The 15,197-nt window shown below is 39.1% G+C and carries 17 protein-coding genes; 6 read left to right on the top strand and 11 right to left on the bottom strand.

Features of this window, described 5'->3' with window-relative positions:
• Window positions 1-315: 315 nt before the first annotated feature.
• The 3 genes from H626_RS0105800 to H626_RS0105810 are packed head-to-tail and all read right to left on the bottom strand — an operon-like array spanning window position 316 to window position 1,816.
• Window positions 316-756: a VOC family protein gene (locus tag H626_RS0105800; RefSeq protein WP_027108513.1), complete on the bottom strand. Its 441-nt coding sequence runs from the start codon at window positions 754-756 to the stop codon at window positions 316-318.
• 39 nt (window positions 757-795) lie between these two features.
• On the bottom strand, window positions 796-1,122 hold the full coding sequence (locus H626_RS0105805) for an AzlD domain-containing protein (RefSeq protein ID WP_027108514.1): 327 nt from the start codon (window positions 1,120-1,122) through the stop codon (window positions 796-798).
• Entirely contained in the window at window positions 1,109-1,816 is a 708-nt protein-coding gene (locus tag H626_RS0105810; RefSeq protein WP_027108515.1) for an AzlC family ABC transporter permease, read from the bottom strand. The genes H626_RS0105805 and H626_RS0105810 overlap by 14 nt, the downstream gene beginning before the upstream one ends.
• Window positions 1,817-2,282: 466 nt before the next feature.
• Here H626_RS0105810 and H626_RS0105815 point away from each other — a divergent pair, with 466 nt between their 5' ends.
• Entirely contained in the window at window positions 2,283-3,395 is a 1,113-nt protein-coding gene (locus H626_RS0105815) for an alpha-hydroxy-acid oxidizing protein (protein ID WP_027108516.1), read from the top strand.
• A gap of 169 nt (window positions 3,396-3,564) precedes the next feature.
• On the opposite strand, the gene H626_RS0105820 is transcribed toward H626_RS0105815, so the two are convergent.
• From H626_RS0105820 to H626_RS10740, 3 genes are all read right to left on the bottom strand, one after another.
• Window positions 3,565-4,545 (bottom strand): aldo/keto reductase, encoded by a 981-nt coding sequence (locus tag H626_RS0105820; RefSeq protein ID WP_027108517.1) that lies wholly within the window; start codon window positions 4,543-4,545, stop codon window positions 3,565-3,567.
• Between the two features lie 11 nt (window positions 4,546-4,556).
• The gene (locus H626_RS0105825) at window positions 4,557-5,132 is read right to left on the bottom strand and encodes a histidine phosphatase family protein (protein WP_027108518.1); all 576 of its coding nucleotides are present in this window, start codon (window positions 5,130-5,132) and stop codon (window positions 4,557-4,559) included.
• Between the two features lie 96 nt (window positions 5,133-5,228).
• On the bottom strand, window positions 5,229-5,807 hold the full coding sequence (locus tag H626_RS10740) for a TetR/AcrR family transcriptional regulator (RefSeq protein WP_051237867.1): 579 nt from the start codon (window positions 5,805-5,807) through the stop codon (window positions 5,229-5,231).
• Window positions 5,808-6,182: 375 nt separating this feature from the next.
• Here H626_RS10740 and H626_RS0105835 point away from each other — a divergent pair, with 375 nt between their 5' ends.
• Window positions 6,183-6,500 (top strand): DUF6442 family protein, encoded by a 318-nt coding sequence (locus H626_RS0105835; RefSeq protein ID WP_027108519.1) that lies wholly within the window; start codon window positions 6,183-6,185, stop codon window positions 6,498-6,500.
• A gap of 1 nt (window position 6,501) precedes the next feature.
• Entirely contained in the window at window positions 6,502-6,717 is a 216-nt protein-coding gene (locus H626_RS0105840) for a helix-turn-helix transcriptional regulator (RefSeq protein ID WP_035618775.1), read from the top strand.
• 99 nt (window positions 6,718-6,816) lie between these two features.
• Here H626_RS0105840 and H626_RS0105845 read toward each other — a convergent pair whose 3' ends face one another.
• The 4 genes from H626_RS0105845 to H626_RS0105860 are packed head-to-tail and all read right to left on the bottom strand — an operon-like array spanning window position 6,817 to window position 11,917.
• Window positions 6,817-8,205: an APC family permease gene (locus H626_RS0105845; RefSeq protein ID WP_035618777.1), complete on the bottom strand. Its 1,389-nt coding sequence runs from the start codon at window positions 8,203-8,205 to the stop codon at window positions 6,817-6,819.
• A 37-nt stretch (window positions 8,206-8,242) separates the two neighbouring features.
• Entirely contained in the window at window positions 8,243-9,346 is a 1,104-nt protein-coding gene (aguA, locus tag H626_RS0105850; RefSeq protein WP_027108522.1) for an agmatine deiminase, read from the bottom strand.
• 23 nt (window positions 9,347-9,369) lie between these two features.
• The gene (argF, locus tag H626_RS0105855; protein ID WP_027108523.1) at window positions 9,370-10,416 is read right to left on the bottom strand and encodes an ornithine carbamoyltransferase; all 1,047 of its coding nucleotides are present in this window, start codon (window positions 10,414-10,416) and stop codon (window positions 9,370-9,372) included.
• A 22-nt stretch (window positions 10,417-10,438) separates the two neighbouring features.
• Window positions 10,439-11,917, bottom strand: coding sequence for a sodium:solute symporter family transporter (locus H626_RS0105860; protein ID WP_027108524.1), 1,479 nt, complete (start codon window positions 11,915-11,917; stop codon window positions 10,439-10,441).
• Window positions 11,918-12,185: 268 nt separating this feature from the next.
• Between H626_RS0105860 and H626_RS11180 the strand changes: the two genes are divergently transcribed.
• Window positions 12,186-12,671, top strand: a complete 486-nt coding sequence (locus H626_RS11180; protein WP_169449783.1) for an Lrp/AsnC family transcriptional regulator — start codon at window positions 12,186-12,188, stop codon at window positions 12,669-12,671.
• Window positions 12,672-12,713: 42 nt separating this feature from the next.
• On the opposite strand, the gene H626_RS0105870 is transcribed toward H626_RS11180, so the two are convergent.
• Complete coding sequence (locus tag H626_RS0105870) at window positions 12,714-13,097, bottom strand: DUF488 domain-containing protein (protein WP_027108525.1); 384 nt, start codon at window positions 13,095-13,097, stop codon at window positions 12,714-12,716.
• 216 nt (window positions 13,098-13,313) lie between these two features.
• Here H626_RS0105870 and H626_RS0105875 point away from each other — a divergent pair, with 216 nt between their 5' ends.
• Together H626_RS0105875 and H626_RS10750 are read left to right on the top strand one after the other, a co-directional pair.
• Window positions 13,314-14,348, top strand: coding sequence for a zinc-binding dehydrogenase (locus H626_RS0105875; RefSeq protein ID WP_027108526.1), 1,035 nt, complete (start codon window positions 13,314-13,316; stop codon window positions 14,346-14,348).
• A gap of 202 nt (window positions 14,349-14,550) precedes the next feature.
• Window positions 14,551-15,153: a TetR/AcrR family transcriptional regulator gene (locus H626_RS10750; RefSeq protein WP_051237871.1), complete on the top strand. Its 603-nt coding sequence runs from the start codon at window positions 14,551-14,553 to the stop codon at window positions 15,151-15,153.
• Window positions 15,154-15,197: the final 44 nt, after the last annotated feature.

Genomic DNA, 15,197 nt, shown 5'->3' on the forward strand with positions numbered 1-15,197 from the left:
CGGCATAACTTTTCCCCATAGAAACATCTAAAGCTAGTACATAAGTCATATTATTCCTCGCTTTCTTTTGTATTGAAAGACCATCACTGCTTCATTTCGTGTCTTATTTCCTGTACTCGGACTCATGGTCCCACATACTTAAACCTGATTTAGAAATGACAGTGAGGGAGCTCAGTTTTTGTTTCGGACTCATAGTCCCTGAGGCTTCAGTCGAGCTTCCTTTCACCCTTACTATACCTCTATAAAAGAAAAATAGTAGGTAAAAACCACCGTCGTGGTCTTTACCTACTAATCTTAGTATGTTTTTTTATTCCTTTATTCATTGGCTGCTTTTTTATCTTTCCATAACTGGATGCGTTCTTCATGGCTGACTTCTTTGTGGATCTGATGCAGCATCCACTGGTACCCGAAAGGATCTACAAAAATAGCATTGGCCACTCCGTGATCAGGTAGTTCTGTCACGGGCTGGATTTCCATGCACCCCTCTTTTAGTGCCTTTGCATAGACTTCTTTTATATCTGACACGCTGACATTGAACCAAATCGTATTCGGATGTTCTGAAGTCGGCGCGTTTAATCCAAATGCAGGGTTTTCATCCAGCATATGGAAACGAACCCCTTCTAATTCAAATACAACTTCATTTTCTCCTTTAGGTAAATCAGATACTTCGATCCGTTTGATTTCAAATATTTTTTCATACAAGTCTAAAGCTTTTAGACTATCCCCGCTGACAAAATCTATTTCAACACCGCTCATATTTATCCTCCTTTGCTTTCTGTTTTATTCAAACTCATTTTAAGTAAGAAAACGAATGAGCGCAAGAGAGATCACTCCTGTTATGACGATAACAAGTAAGTTTTTTGAGAGGACCGCACTCACTACTGTAGGCGTCGACGCCAGTACATTTTCCCAATTCACAGTAGGCAAACTTCCGACTTCCTGGGTAAATAAGCTACTGAACCAAAAAGCGGCCATGATGACTAAAGGAACAAAGCTCAAAAATTCTGCTACTGACTGTGGTAAAGTAAGCTTTTTCAAAAAAATAAACGGCAAGACTCTCAGTAGCCAGGTGACGATACTCGCACCCACGATGGTATATATCAGATATTCAGAAGAAGGCATGTTTTATCACCACCCCAAACGTACATCCCAGAAGTGTCACGACAAGAATCAGCAGATTGCTCGGAATAAAAATGAGTCCGACATATACAAGTAAAAAAGTAAAACTGATCACCAGTAATTGCAGTGATCGGGGTGTTTTATTATCCGAAATGAACCGTAAATACAGCAATCCGATGAACATGCCCACCATCGCAAAATCCAGTCCGAATGCATTCGGATCCCCGATATATTCGCCTACTACAGCTCCCAAAACGGAGAATGTTATCCAGGAAAGATACGAGAGGATGTTCGCCGTATTGTACCAGCCAAAAGTCAGCTGATCGTTTGAATAATTCACTTTATTCATACCCAATGAGAATGTTTCGTCCGTCAGCAAAGTTCCGATCAGAATATTTTTTACCATACTGTCTTGTTTAAAATACGGTGCCACAGTCATGCTCAATAAAAGCAATCGTGAATTCACCAACAGTGTCGCTAACACGATCGATAAAGTCGGGCTTAAACTACTCAATAAGCCTACAATAATAAACTGTGCCGACCCCGCATAGACAAACGTAGACAACAGAAAAACTGTAAATGGATCTAGTCCGGCTGCTTTGCTTACAATACCAAAAGCTAACCCGATCCCTATGTATCCCAGCATTGTGGGGATGGCATCTTTTATTCCTGTTTGCATATCCAAGTGTTCATCCATTTCGTTCCTCCATTCAACAAAGAAATGCACATATAACGTATATACTAGCAAAGAATGATAGAAATAGTAAGGCAAAAAAAGAACCTTCTCATCGTTTGGACCACCTCGACATCCTCTCGTGCTTGCTGGGACAGTTCAGCTTCTTCGCAGTCACTGTCATTTTTCTATGCTTTCCTTCGTTTTTTTTCATAAAGACAGTCATCCTTTTGTCCATTTTTCTTTACTGTATCGAGTCGTGCCTTCTCTTCTTTTTATTAGAAAGAAAGTTTGTAGTGCTACTAAACCTCATTTTTTGTTAAACTAGACATAGTTACAAGACAACTGAGTTAGCAGAAAAATCTTGCTGATGATCGACTATCTCTGTTTCGCATCAGACTAAGTATTTTAACCCTGATTTTTTGTCAGTTAACTATATTAGTGCTCCATTTTGAATATACTACTCAGGAAACCTACTAGGAGGATACTTATGTCCGAAAATCATAAAAAAGTTTATGCTGCACCCTCAAAGATTCAAGATTTGGCTATTATCAACGTCTTTGATTTAGAAAAAGAAGCAGCTGGTCTGATACCAAAAGGTGGATTTGATTATATATCCGGAGCCTCCGGAGAAGAATATACTAAAAAAATGAATATAACATCATTCAAACATAAAAGCATTATTCCCAGAGTCTTAGCGAATGTGGAGAAGCCAGATACAGCCACCACCATATTGGGCCATGACATTCCCGCTCCTATCATCATGGCACCCATCGCTGCCCACGGATTGGCGCACGAAACAAAAGAAGTCGGAACCGCAAAAGGAGTTTCTGCATTCGGTACGATCATGTCCATCAGTGCCTATTCTGGAGCTTCCTTTGCAGAAATCGAAGCCGGTTTGAACGGCTCTCCGCGTTGGTTCCAAATTTATATGAGCAAAGACGACCAGTTGAACAAAGACATTCTCGATGAAGCCAAAGCTGACGGCGCAACAGCTATTATTCTAACAGCCGATGCCACACTCAGCGGCAATCGTGAAAGAGATATGCGCAATCAATTTGTCTATCCCTTTGGTATGCCGATCGTATCCCGTTATTTAACTGGCTCAGGAAAAGATATGTCCCTCAACAATATCTATGCACAATCCAAGCAAAAAATCAGTCCGAAAGATGTGGAGTTCTTAGTGGACTATTCTGGTCTGCCAGTGATCGTCAAAGGGATCCAGGCTCCCGAAGATGCCTTGATCGCGATCGGTGCTGGTGCTTCTGCAATCTGGGTCTCTAATCATGGTGGCAGACAATTAGACGAAGCGCCTGGTTCGTTTGAAATGTTACCTGAAATCGCTGCAGTGGTACAAAAACGCGTACCGATCATTTTCGACAGCGGTATCCGCCGAGGCGAACATATATTCAAAGCCTTAGCCAGTGGCGCAGACATCGTCGCTATTGGCCGTCCTGCACTCTTTGGACTTGCATTAGGTGGTTGGAAAGGTGTCCGGTCTGTATTTGACTACTTCCAAACTGATTTGACCCGTGTCATGCAACTAGCCGGAACACAAGACATTGAACACATCAAACGAACAAGCCTGCACGAACAAAAGTAATTCCCAGTATGATAACTTTAAAAAGTCCTTCACACATTCAACAAAAGACTACACACAAAGTATACACTCGCAAAGAATGATAGAAATAGTCAGCTTAAAAAAAACTCCTTTTCAATTTGATTTTGAAAAGGAGTTTTTTTATTTGGGAATCTAATTTAGTTGTGCTTGATCATTTATGTCCCACTATCTCATGTGGGGTATACGGTTCTTCTAAATAAGCGATATCTTCTACGCTTAATGAGACATCAAATGCTCCTACAAAATCATCCAGATATTTTTCTTTCGTGATTCCGACGATCGGAGCAGTTACTCCTTTGGCCCATAGCCAGGCTACTGAAACTTGACTACGTGTCACCCCCTGTTTATCGGCAATGACTTTGACTCTTTCTACAATGTTTTTATCTGTATCTTTGGTCGACTCATATTTTCTTTTGGCGATCTCATCTTCCTGGAATCGCTTAGAATCTGAATCTCCCCAGTCACGAGTCAGTCTTCCAGATGCAAGGGGACTATACGGAGCAAGAGCGACACCTGTTTCAAAACAATACGGATTCATTTCTCTTTCTTCTTCCCGATACAGTAAATTATAGTGCCCTTGCATCACTGAAAACTTCGTCCAGCCATTTCTTTCTGCACAATTCTGCGCCTGTTGAAATTGCCAGGCAAACATGCTTGATGCCCCTAAATAGTGTACTTTGCCGGCTTTAACCAAATCATGCAATGCAGCCATCGTTTCTTCAATAGGTGTGTGGTGATCCCACCGATGGATATACAGTAAATCGATATAATCTGTTTCTAGTCTTTTCAGACTTTCTTCGACTTCATGTAAAATATACTTGCGTGATAAGCCTTCTCCATTAGGGCCTTCATGCATCTTTCCGCTTACTTTCGTCGCAATGACTATTTCTTCCCGCTTTGCGTAGTCTTTCAACGCTTTTCCCATGATTTCTTCACTGCTGCCAAGTCCATATACATTGGCTGTATCAAAAAAGTTGATTCCCATATCTAAAGATTTTTTTATGATTTTTCTTGACTGCTCCTCATCTAGTACCCAGGAATGGATCCATTTATTTGGATCGCCAAAACTCATCCCACCTAAACAAATTTTAGATACTTCTAATCCCGTATTTCCAAGTCTTGTATATTCCATGTAAATTCCTCCTAAATTGGTTGGCGAATAACTTCATTCAGCGTGAAGGTCTCGTCAATATAATCGTAAACGAATAGAGTCCCATTACCAAATCCCTTTTTTAGTTCCTTCATTGGATCCTGAATTTCTCTTAGAAAATTGAAACAAGCCCCACTATGAGAAACCGCAAGAACATGTTCGTGGTCTTCATTTTCCATGAGACTCGTTAGCGTCCGAGTCATTCTATCTTTTACTTCATTCGAAGATTCCCCACCAAACTGCAAATAAAATGTTTCCGCATCTTTAGGTGTCAAATGTCGGTTTAACCGTTCACTTTCTCCCTCTAATTCTCCATAGTTCATCTCTTTCAAGCCTTTTAATCGTTTATAGGGTAGTTCTGTAATAAGTTCAAGTGTATCGCTGGCTCGTTCACTTGTGGAACAATAGGCTGCATCTAAATCGATCTGCTTTTCTTTAAAATAGGCTCTTGCGGCTCGTGCTTGTTCCTTTCCTTTTTTCGTTAAAGGAGAGTCACACCATCCTTGTATTTTATTGTGCAGATTAAATACCGTTTCACCGTGTCGCATTAAATACAATTTTCTTACCATAAAATTCCCCCTTTTAGAAATTACGGTTCTCTTTACACCTTAAGTTTACTGCTTATTTGAATAGGAATCCATTTACAAAAAGAGTATATTGTAAACCTACCTACTGAATTTATAAGGATCGCCTTTTGTTTCGGCTTTTTCAAACATTTTTTCCATACCCATTCCTCTCATTTCAGTGATCCTAGTAGCTAATTCCGCAGGAGGAATAGGCATATCAGATATGATCCAAGAAAGAGTCATACTACTCGATGCATTTGCATGATATTTTGTTGCAAAAACTAATTCTTTTGGCATCGTTTTTTTTCCATACAGTTTTTGGTGCCATTGAAGATCAAATGTTTCGCAATGGTTGAAAATATAGTCTTTGAGACAGTTTTGGTCTTCTTTCATGCAGGCTTCTTTCATAAAACGATGGTATTTCTTCATGTTTTTAAAAGAGAGTAGCAGTGAATCACGAAAATTTATATTCAAATTGTTTTCATCAAAATCAGGAATAATATATTTCTCATAAATAAATTGTATTAAGTCATTTTTATCTAAAAAATAATTATAAAAAGATTGACGACTGAGACCACTCTTAGTGGTCAATTGTTTAATGTTAATCGATTCGAGCGAGTTTTTTTCAAGTAAAAGTAAAAATTCATATGCAAACAGCTCTTTATTATTCTGACTCATGATTTCCCCAACTTTCTTTTAGAGATAGATGCTATTTTTGAATTGTATTAAGCATTTTCAAAAATAATTTTTGGATAGTTCATAGCATAGTTACTTTCATTGTATAACATCCATTCGAAAAGTAAATATCATGAAGGATTTAAGTTTTAGATGTCTTGTTTACTTATCTTCAATAAATCAACTTATCTTTTCTGTATAAAAAATTCTAATTGAAAAATAGATTTTACTATATCACCCTTTTTTTAATACAGCAATCTGGTATTACTAGTTTTTATATATTCCAAAGCAAGTTTACTTGTCTAAATGCAAAGTATACTTGACAAAATTTGTGTGAAGTACTAATCTTATAGTAACTTACTAGTGGGGGGAGATCATATGGATAAAAAGGATATTTTAAACAAAGCTCGCAAAGAGATGAGCGATGAACGAGAAGAACAGGTGAGATTGACAAGCTTTCGAATTGGCTGGTTAAGTGTATCTGCAATTATGATTGTATTGATCGGTCTAAGAGCCTATTTCAATGAATCTGCTTCAGATATTCTGATGATTTTAATGGCTCAGACCGCTGCCTCTTCTTTTTATCAGTATCGGTTACTTGAAAAAAATAAAGGGTATCTTGTAGCTGGTATTCTTAGCACATTGGCCGTTTTACTCTCATTTGCGACTTTACTCAGTAACTATGGACTGTATTAAGATGAAAGAAGAAAATGAAGAGTTGATTTTACATAATCGCTTGAAAGTTGTTCGGGCAGAAAAAAATCTTACCCAAGGAAACTTGGCGGCTTTAGTTGGCGTCTCCAGACAAACGATTGGTTCGATCGAAACCGGACAGTTCAATCCTACAGCTAAACTGGCTCTGCTTTTATGTATTGCACTGGACAAAACATTTGAAGAATTATTTTACTTTTAGTCCATATATGATATTTTTTACGTTAGAAAAAGTATAGGGGGGCAGAATTCTCATTCGAGATTCTGCCCCCCTATACTCACATAATTATTAATCTATGATTTACAAACTCTTTCGATACAAGTATATACCATATAGTGTTGTGAGGAGTGTTCCAATGATCAAGGTCAGATGGTATAAAGGATCCCAACCATCACCTGTGACAAAGAGTAAGATAATACCCAGAGCGATAAATAAGAAACCGATGATACTGGATGCATACAATCCGAATTTCCCAAAAGGAATTTCATACGGTCTGACGATATCTTTGTCTACTTTTCTCAATTTAACGACGGTCGGAAATAGCCAGAGATAAGGTAGAAAGAAGATCAAGAAACTAAAGGACAGTATCGTCCAGAATGCATCGTTGGCATTTCCACTCAGTGTAAAATTCAAAATGATCAAGAATGTGGATATCAATCCCATTAATATATAAGAGTAATCGGGTGTATCAAATTTTTCATTCCGATGACCGAGTATTTTAGTATGTTTTGTGAATTCGACTTCGTCCAATACTTCTACGCCACCCAATGTCCAAGAAATCATGTTGGAAACCAAGGTGAATAAGGCAACGACCATCGTGACATTAAAGACGATTCCTGAAGCAGGTCCAAAGACAGTTGTTAGTTCTTGTAAAGCATAGAAGAAGCCGTCAAGTGGATCGACTGAGGCTGCGGGAATAGCCGCTAAAACGCCAAAGGTCCCGATAATGTACATAGCCGCAATCAATATCCCAGCCATGATAGTCATTTTCGGAATGTTTTTTTCAGGCTCATCTATTTTAGATGCAATGGAACTGATCAATTCAAATCCCAATAAATTGTAAACGATTGCGGAACTGTACGAAATCGTGTCAAAGTTTAAGTTGAGCGCAAAACTGGAAAGGGAAAAGTCGTTTGCCAAACCATTTTGCATTGCGTACATCACACCCATTATCCCAAAGATGATCAGTACACTCACTTTTAAGATTGCAGCGATATTTGTCACAGTCAGACTCAAATCTACTCCGCGTATACCAATAAATACAATCAACCAACACATCGCGATAGCTAAAGTAGCTCCGGCAACGTTCCCCATTGAGGGGACATAAGCCATAGAGAACCAAGCACTAAACGCAATAAATACCGCCGGCATCCAGAAAGCTACATTGACCCAGTAATACCAGGCCACCAGACTTGCTTGAAAAGGACCGAATGCTCGTTTGACCCAGGCATAGATCCCACCATCTTCAGGATAAGTTGCACCTAATTCAGCATTAATGAGTCCATAAGGAATAAAGAACAAAATTGCAGTAAGTAACCACATAGTGATAGATGAAGCACCCATAGCTGCGGGGGCTACGAACGTATCCAATACCACTATTCCTGTTACGGTGAAACTGACCATTTTAAAAAGACTGACTTTTGCGACATCTTTCTCGGCGACAATATTTTCGCCTATTTTTTCTTCCATCCTTCTCACCTCTTATTGGAGTTTTTTAGTTCTTCTTCTACTTAGCTGAAGGTTGTTGCTGGGTAATACAGTGGATGTTCCCTCCGCCTAAGAGGATTTCGCGGGCATATACACCCCGTATTTCTCTATCAGGGAAGATTTCACTTAAAACATCTTTAGCATTTTGATCATATTTTTCATCATTGAATAACGGCAGAATAATGGCATCGTTTGCTATATAGAAATTTGCATAGGAAGCAGCTTGACGGTCGCCTTCTTGTCTAGGCAACGTTCCATCGACTTTATCGACACCTTCACTTTCTTCTTTTGTAATCAAGACTTCATTTGGAATGTGCAATTTATGGATCTCTAACTTTCTTCCCTTGGCATCCGTTTCATTTGTTAAATAATCGTAAGCCTTTTTGGAGCGAGGATATTGGGGATCATTTTCATCATCCGTCCATGCCAGTACAATAACACCTGGGGCGCAATAATGCATGATGTTGTCCACATGCCCATTTGTTTCATCCAGATAGATCCCTTCTGGAATCCACAACACTTTTTCGGCTCCCAAATATTTTGTTAAGTGCTCTTCGATTTCCGTTTTGCTCAATGTCGGATTTCTACTTTCATGTAACAGACACTCTTCGGTCACGATTACGGTCCCTTCCCCATCTGTGTGAATAGACCCGCCTTCTAGAATAAATTCTTCCAATGAATAGTAATCAGTTCGTTCAATCTCACAGACTTTCCGGGCAACTTGATCATCTTTGTCCCACGGGAAATACAATCCATCAACTAGACCACCCCACGCATTGAAGCGCCAATCTACACCTCTGACTTTTCCATCATCATTTTTGACAAATGTTGGACCGCTGTCGCGCATCCAGGAATCATCCACAGACATTTCCACGACCCGGACTGAATCTTTTAACATGTCGCGTGCATTTTTAAATTGTCCCGGCGACACACACATCGTCACTTTTTCATATTCTACTATTGTATTCGCAACTTCCACAAAAGCTTTTTGTGCGGGTTTTCCCCCTAGCCTCCAATTGTCTGTGCGCTCGGGCCAAATCATCCAGCAACCTTCATGGTGCTCAAATTCTCCCGGCATTCTGTATCCATCTTTTTTAGGAGTGCCGCTCATTTTTTTTGCCATCTACAATTCTCCTTTCTATTGTTTTATAATTTTTCCAAAAATGCATTGATTTTATTTTGATGCTGTTCACGTACTTCTTTGGAAGGATCTTTTACGTAGTGACGAGTAAAGTAAACAATGATCGCCATTTGTGCTGTCAAGCGGTTTTCGGATTGATCGAAGGCGACACTGTAGTCTCCTTCTAGCGCTTCTCTGGTGATTTCTTCCTTGTCATTTGCAGGGAGACAATGGAGTAACATCGCTCCTGGAGCTGCTTTTTCCATTAACTCTTTGGTAATGACATAGTCTGGCATAAAAGCAGCTAACCGTTCTTCTTTTTCATCCACTTGTGTTGTCCAGTAGAAACTGTCTCCATAAACGACTGTGCATTCCGAAACTTTTTTGGTATCTTCTGTAATTTCATAGTGCGCTCCAGATTCCTGACAGTTTTTATCGGCTAGTTGCAACCATTTTTCTTCCATATGATATTTTTTAGGTCCAATTTGTTTGAAATTGATCCCGTATTTCGTACAGGTCAACAATAATGACCGGCATACATCCGTCTCATCTCCCATAAAGGCAACAGTCAAATCTGTCAGTTCTTTTCCTTCGGGTAAATGTTCTTGCATCGTAAAGATATCCGCTAGCATTTGGGTAGGATGGTAAACCGTGTCCAGTCCATTAATAACTGGTACAGTTGCAGATTCTGTCAGTTTTTGAGTCGTTTCGCCATCATTTGTCCGGGCTACAATGACATCACACATCCTGGAAAGGACCCTTGCTGTATCTTCAATGGTTTCCTTGGCTCCTAAATGAATATCCCGTTTGGATAGAAAAATTGCATGTCCACCAAGTAGAGTAGCGGCGGCTTCAAAAGAGACACGCGTGCGTGTAGAACCGGCTTCAAAAATCATTCCGACAGTTTTATTTTTAAATAATTCAGGAATAGCATTGTCTTTCCGTGCATTTTTTAGTAAAGTCATCAATTCAAGCATGTCGTCGATTTCATCTTTGGTAAATTCGTTCATCGTCAACATGTGTCTTAAATCCTTCTTGTTCAAATCCGTTGCACTGGATGATGGTATCTTCATATAAATCTCCCCTTTATCTTTTTTAAATATATATATCTTCTAATGGTTTGGATCGATCACTTTTCTTCGTAAAGAGTGAAACGATCACGATCAACACGATATTGACCAACGGGGGTACCAGCGTGAAAAATTCCCACGGTTCCGGTATGATCGTCTGCTGGATGATCCCTCCGAATACATTCACCGATAATCCTCCAAGCATTCCGGCGATAATTCCATATGACGTTGCCCATTTAGCTTTCAAGGCAATAATGAATGGGAAAAACAGAACGCCGAACTGCAAAGTAAATGCAAAAACAGTCATGTCATAAATATTTGAACTCAACAAGCCAACTAAAGCGGCTAAGATCCCCGTCAACACAACGCAGTAGCGTGTCACTTTTAATAAATAGTTCTGATCCACTACATCCGTTTTTTTCTTTTTTAAAAATAATGGATAAATAATATCATTCGAAAAAATGACGGCTGTGGCAAATAAAGAAGTACTGGCACTCGACAAGATGGCTCCAATCAATGAAGCAACGAAGATGCCCAGTAAAACAGGATTCAACAATTCTTTGGCCAAATAAGGAATAAGTAATTCACTGTCTTGGGCAATCAGACTGCCATCCAGTATGCCCGTGCTGATCAGTGTATGACCGATCAACGCTAAAAATACAGGAATAAATCCAAATGTCCAATACAAACTTCCAGAAATGATCATCCCTCTTTGCGCAGTCTTGGCATCTTTTGCCATCAACGCACGCTGAGCGATATCGGGGCTGGGAATATTCCCTAAAGCCATTCCGGCCCACATAGAAACATATGTGATCCACGGCATCAATCCTTTTTCAGAAGGGATGAACTGCCAAAAATCGTCTGGTGTATGCGTGACGATTTCTCCCAATCCACCAGCTGCGTTATAACCAATCACGAGCAACAAAATCAATCCGATAAAAATGACGATCATTTGAATAAAATCTGTCCAGATAACAGCCAATAAGCCACCCATATAAGTGAAAGCCACAACAACTATCAGTGCAATGATATAACTCATAAAAAAGTTCAGATTGAATAATACCGAAAGAATTTTCCCGACTGCTAGAAGCTGAACAGCTGTCCAAATAACGAAAGTAGGGATCATCACGGCAGACGCTATATATCCGGTAGCGCTTCCAAATCTATGTGTATAAATTTCGCCGACCGAATTGATTTTTAAGCCTCTCAGGATCTTGACGAAAAAGAGCCCGATAATGATGAGCGATAAACCAGCAGCAAAAGGGTCTTCAATTACTCCGTATACCCCATCTTGAAATGCCGCACCCGTCCCACCAATGACTGTTCCCCCACCCCAAAAGGTAGCAAACACAGTTCCCACCACTAAGAATAAGGGCGCTCCTCGACTGGCAACTAAATAATCTTCTGCATTATTGATTCGCCTACTCGCTAGATTACTAACTAGGACTAGACTCCCTATAAAGAGAATAATGATCGCTAGTGGTACAACATTGTTGAAAGACACAATTTAACTCCCTCCTCTATAGTATTGTTCACGTTTTCACTACTCTACAATTTGATTTTATATATAAAAAGTCACAAAGTCAATAGACAATATGTAAAATTAACGTATTTTATGTCATTATTTATATGTGTTATGTCATAATCGGACATTTTTTTACCTTATTGCGGTTTTCTTCCTTGTTTTAGTCTATTAGTTCGTGCTACTATAAGGTTGAGCTTACTTTATGTAAAGGAGGGAATTTCTCAGTTATTCAGTGAGAAAAATGACTATGGCAAAAAAAGAAAAAAATTATGATCAAATCGACTTTAAAATTATCCAAGAATTATCTAAAGACGCAAGAAAATCCGTCGCAAAGATCGCCAAAAAGATCGATGTGAACGAACGAACCGTGCGTAGAAGGATCGAAAAATTGATTGCAGACAATACTGTGCGTATCACGACCATTGTTGATCCCAGTAGTTTTGGATACAATGCCATTGCAGACATCAACTTGAAAGTTGATGAACGCGTCTACAACAAATTCATAGAAGACTGCAAAGCCAATCCCAATGTTTGTTATATAGCAACCGGGTGGGGAAAAGCCAATTTATCCATTGAAACACGCTTTTTAGATAATGATGATATGTATAATTTTATCAACCGGACCTTACCCGAAACAGAAGGCGTAGAAGTCATCAACTATTTCATCATCCCTAAAATCATTTACAATATCGATGAATGGCTTCCCGTTCAAGATGATTTCAAAGAGGATTAAAATTCTTCTTTTTAAATAAAAAACTCTCAAGAGCACGATAGTTCATCTCTTGAGAGTTTTTTTGTTCAATTGCTCTTCTATCCATTCTTTTAAGACGACTACATGATTCACTTCTCTGTCTTTTGCAGCATACACTAAAGTGACCGGTTGCTTCTCTAACTGTTCTTGAATTTCCTTTAGAAATTTTTCTTTCTTTTCGTTCCTGTTTAACTCTTCCCTATAAACTTCTTTGAACCAACCAAATTTGTCTTTATCATGGTCAAATATTTTTCGCGTCTCAGTAGTAGGGGCTATTTCTTTTGGCCACCAGTCCTGTGTTAAGTTTTCTTTCTTTATTCCTCTCGGCCATAAGCGATCGACTAGTATCCGAAATCCGTCATCTTCCTCTACTTCATCATACGTTCGTTTCAATTGAATAGCATTCATCCAATTCTCCTTTCTAGAATAATACAATCTGTTCCTCAACTGTCAACGGAACAGAGATCACATAGGATCGGAAGCTTGCTGAATAAATAGTTCGATTATAACTATGATATAATGCAGTAAATGTATTCACTAAATAATAGTACCTTTGTAACCAACACACTCGTATTTTTCTTAATACGAACACTTAAAAGAACAATAAGAAAGGTGGTCATGTCTATGAAATCTGTACAAGTAACAGGATACGGAGATGTAGATAAGTTAGAATTAGTTGATCAAGCTATTCCAGAGCCCACAGAAACTGAGGTGCTGATCAAAGTCAAAGCCTGTGCAATAAACAACACAGAGATCTGGATGAGAGAAGGAGCTTACGGTGTAGGTTCAAAATCAGGATGGCGACCAGAAGGCGTTCAGTTTCCTCGCACCCCTGGATCTGATATAGCAGGAACTGTAGTGGAAATCGGGAAAGCTGTAGATAAATCCATGTTAGAAAAAGATGTTGTTCTTTTCCCATTTACCTCAAGTGGAAAACCGGGTTTGGAACATATAGCAGAGGACATGTCTTTCATCGGTTCTGAATACGACGGTGGTTATGCAGAATACGTAGCCTGGCCTGCAGATTTATGCTTTGATATGCCCCTTGCTGACTATACAGAAAGTTCGGTGTTTACAGTTAGCGGTTTGACGGCTTGGCATATGAACGAACAAATCCATGTGCAACCTGGAGAAACAATACTGGTAACGGGAGCAAATGGTGGCGTTGGATCTTTGAATGTACAAATCGCCGCAAAAGTATTTGGAGCCAAAGTCATTGCAATCGTTGGCGACCTAGCTTTGGAAGATGAAATGAAAAAACTGGGGGCAAGCCATGTTTTATCCTATAAATCCGGTGATCTTGCCGAAGAAATCATTCAGGTCAATGGAGGACCGGTCGACTCAGTACTCGATGTTGTCGGAGATGCCTTGTTCGCTACCTCTTTAAACGTCCTAAAAAAAGGCGGAAAATTCTGTATCTCTGGATCTGCCGGTGGTCAGAAAACAGAGCTCGATTTTAGAACAGTCTATTTAAAACACATCACTCTTTACGGCTCTGTTTTGGGTACACGAGCAGAATTCAAGCGTCTGCTTCAAGCTGTATCTGAAGGGAAAATAAATCCAGTGATCGATCGTACCTTTCCTTTAGAAGAAGCACGTAAAGCGCAACTTTATTTTAAAAAAGCAGGAAAATTAGGAAAAGTGGTCTTACTTCCTTAACAATCAACTAGCGTTTGATTTAAGCCATCTCTGTGGAGGTGGCTTAAATTTTTGGAAGTTCCCACATTTGACCTGATCCTGTACCGTGATATTTTTACCGAGTTAGAATAAGGTATAAATTTACTATTCCTTAACTGAAAATTACTGTGGAACTGTTTTTCTAGTGGTACAATAAAGGAAACCATACGAAAGGATGCTCCGCATGTCACGTAAGAAAAAATTTAGTGTAGAGGACCTTTACGATCAAACCCATCATTTATTGATGGAGACTGGTTATGATCATTTTTCCTTTGGTTTACTAGCCGATCATTTAAACGTTTCTCGAGCAGCTATATACAAATATTATTCCAATAAAGATGATTTGATCAATGATTATCTTACCTTTGAAATGAAAAAATTCTTGACCGAGTTTGAGGAGCTGGATTGGTCTGAAGATGTAGAAGAACATTTCAATCAATTGTTTCAACTCATTTTTAATTACAGTGATGTTCACCAACTGTCGACTATGTTTCTTCAAAAACTCCACATTCAAGGAAAACAGCTAAAGGATAAAGAGAATATTTCCGAGATATTACACGAAATAATGTTAGGCCACATTCAATCATTTATTGTATCGGGACAAGAAAAAGGATATTTCAAATCCTCGATACCTGCTCCTTTGTTGATTTCAATGATTTTTCATAGTGTGATGATCGAAGATCGATCTGGTTTAACTTCATCAGAGCGGGCCATTTTTATCCGAGAAATCCTTGCACATGGTATTTTTCAAAGTGAAGAACGAAAACAGGACGAGCCAGAAAAATAAAAGCCATTCAAACAGGTACTGTTTGAATGGCTTTTATTGTATAG

This window comes from Lacticigenium naphthae DSM 19658, from assembly GCF_000425865.1.
GTDB lineage: Bacteria > Bacillota > Bacilli > Lactobacillales > Carnobacteriaceae_A > Lacticigenium > Lacticigenium naphthae.

Bases quoted from the DNA above. Each gene is read 5' to 3' on its own strand.
- H626_RS0105810 (WP_027108515.1), bottom strand. From the start codon at position 1,816: ATGGATGAACACTTGGATATGCAAACAGGAATAAAAGATGCCATCCCC.
- argF (WP_027108523.1), bottom strand. From the start codon at position 10,416: ATGAAGATACCATCATCCAGTGCAACGGATTTGAACAAGAAGGATTTA.
- H626_RS0105805 (WP_027108514.1), bottom strand. From the start codon at position 1,122: ATGCCTTCTTCTGAATATCTGATATATACCATCGTGGGTGCGAGTATC.
- H626_RS0105875 (WP_027108526.1), top strand. From the start codon at position 13,314: ATGAAATCTGTACAAGTAACAGGATACGGAGATGTAGATAAGTTAGAA.
- H626_RS0105835 (WP_027108519.1), top strand. From the start codon at position 6,183: ATGGATAAAAAGGATATTTTAAACAAAGCTCGCAAAGAGATGAGCGAT.
- H626_RS0105870 (WP_027108525.1), bottom strand. From the start codon at position 13,097: ATGAATGCTATTCAATTGAAACGAACGTATGATGAAGTAGAGGAAGAT.
- aguA (WP_027108522.1), bottom strand. From the start codon at position 9,346: ATGGCAAAAAAAATGAGCGGCACTCCTAAAAAAGATGGATACAGAATG.
- H626_RS0105825 (WP_027108518.1), bottom strand. From the start codon at position 5,132: ATGGTAAGAAAATTGTATTTAATGCGACACGGTGAAACGGTATTTAAT.
- H626_RS0105800 (WP_027108513.1), bottom strand. From the start codon at position 756: ATGAGCGGTGTTGAAATAGATTTTGTCAGCGGGGATAGTCTAAAAGCT.
- H626_RS10750 (WP_051237871.1), top strand. From the start codon at position 14,551: ATGTCACGTAAGAAAAAATTTAGTGTAGAGGACCTTTACGATCAAACC.
- H626_RS0105840 (WP_035618775.1), top strand. From the start codon at position 6,502: ATGAAAGAAGAAAATGAAGAGTTGATTTTACATAATCGCTTGAAAGTT.
- H626_RS0105815 (WP_027108516.1), top strand. From the start codon at position 2,283: ATGTCCGAAAATCATAAAAAAGTTTATGCTGCACCCTCAAAGATTCAA.
- H626_RS0105820 (WP_027108517.1), bottom strand. From the start codon at position 4,545: ATGGAATATACAAGACTTGGAAATACGGGATTAGAAGTATCTAAAATT.
- H626_RS11180 (WP_169449783.1), top strand. From the start codon at position 12,186: ATGGCAAAAAAAGAAAAAAATTATGATCAAATCGACTTTAAAATTATC.
- H626_RS0105845 (WP_035618777.1), bottom strand. From the start codon at position 8,205: ATGGAAGAAAAAATAGGCGAAAATATTGTCGCCGAGAAAGATGTCGCA.
- H626_RS10740 (WP_051237867.1), bottom strand. From the start codon at position 5,807: ATGAGTCAGAATAATAAAGAGCTGTTTGCATATGAATTTTTACTTTTA.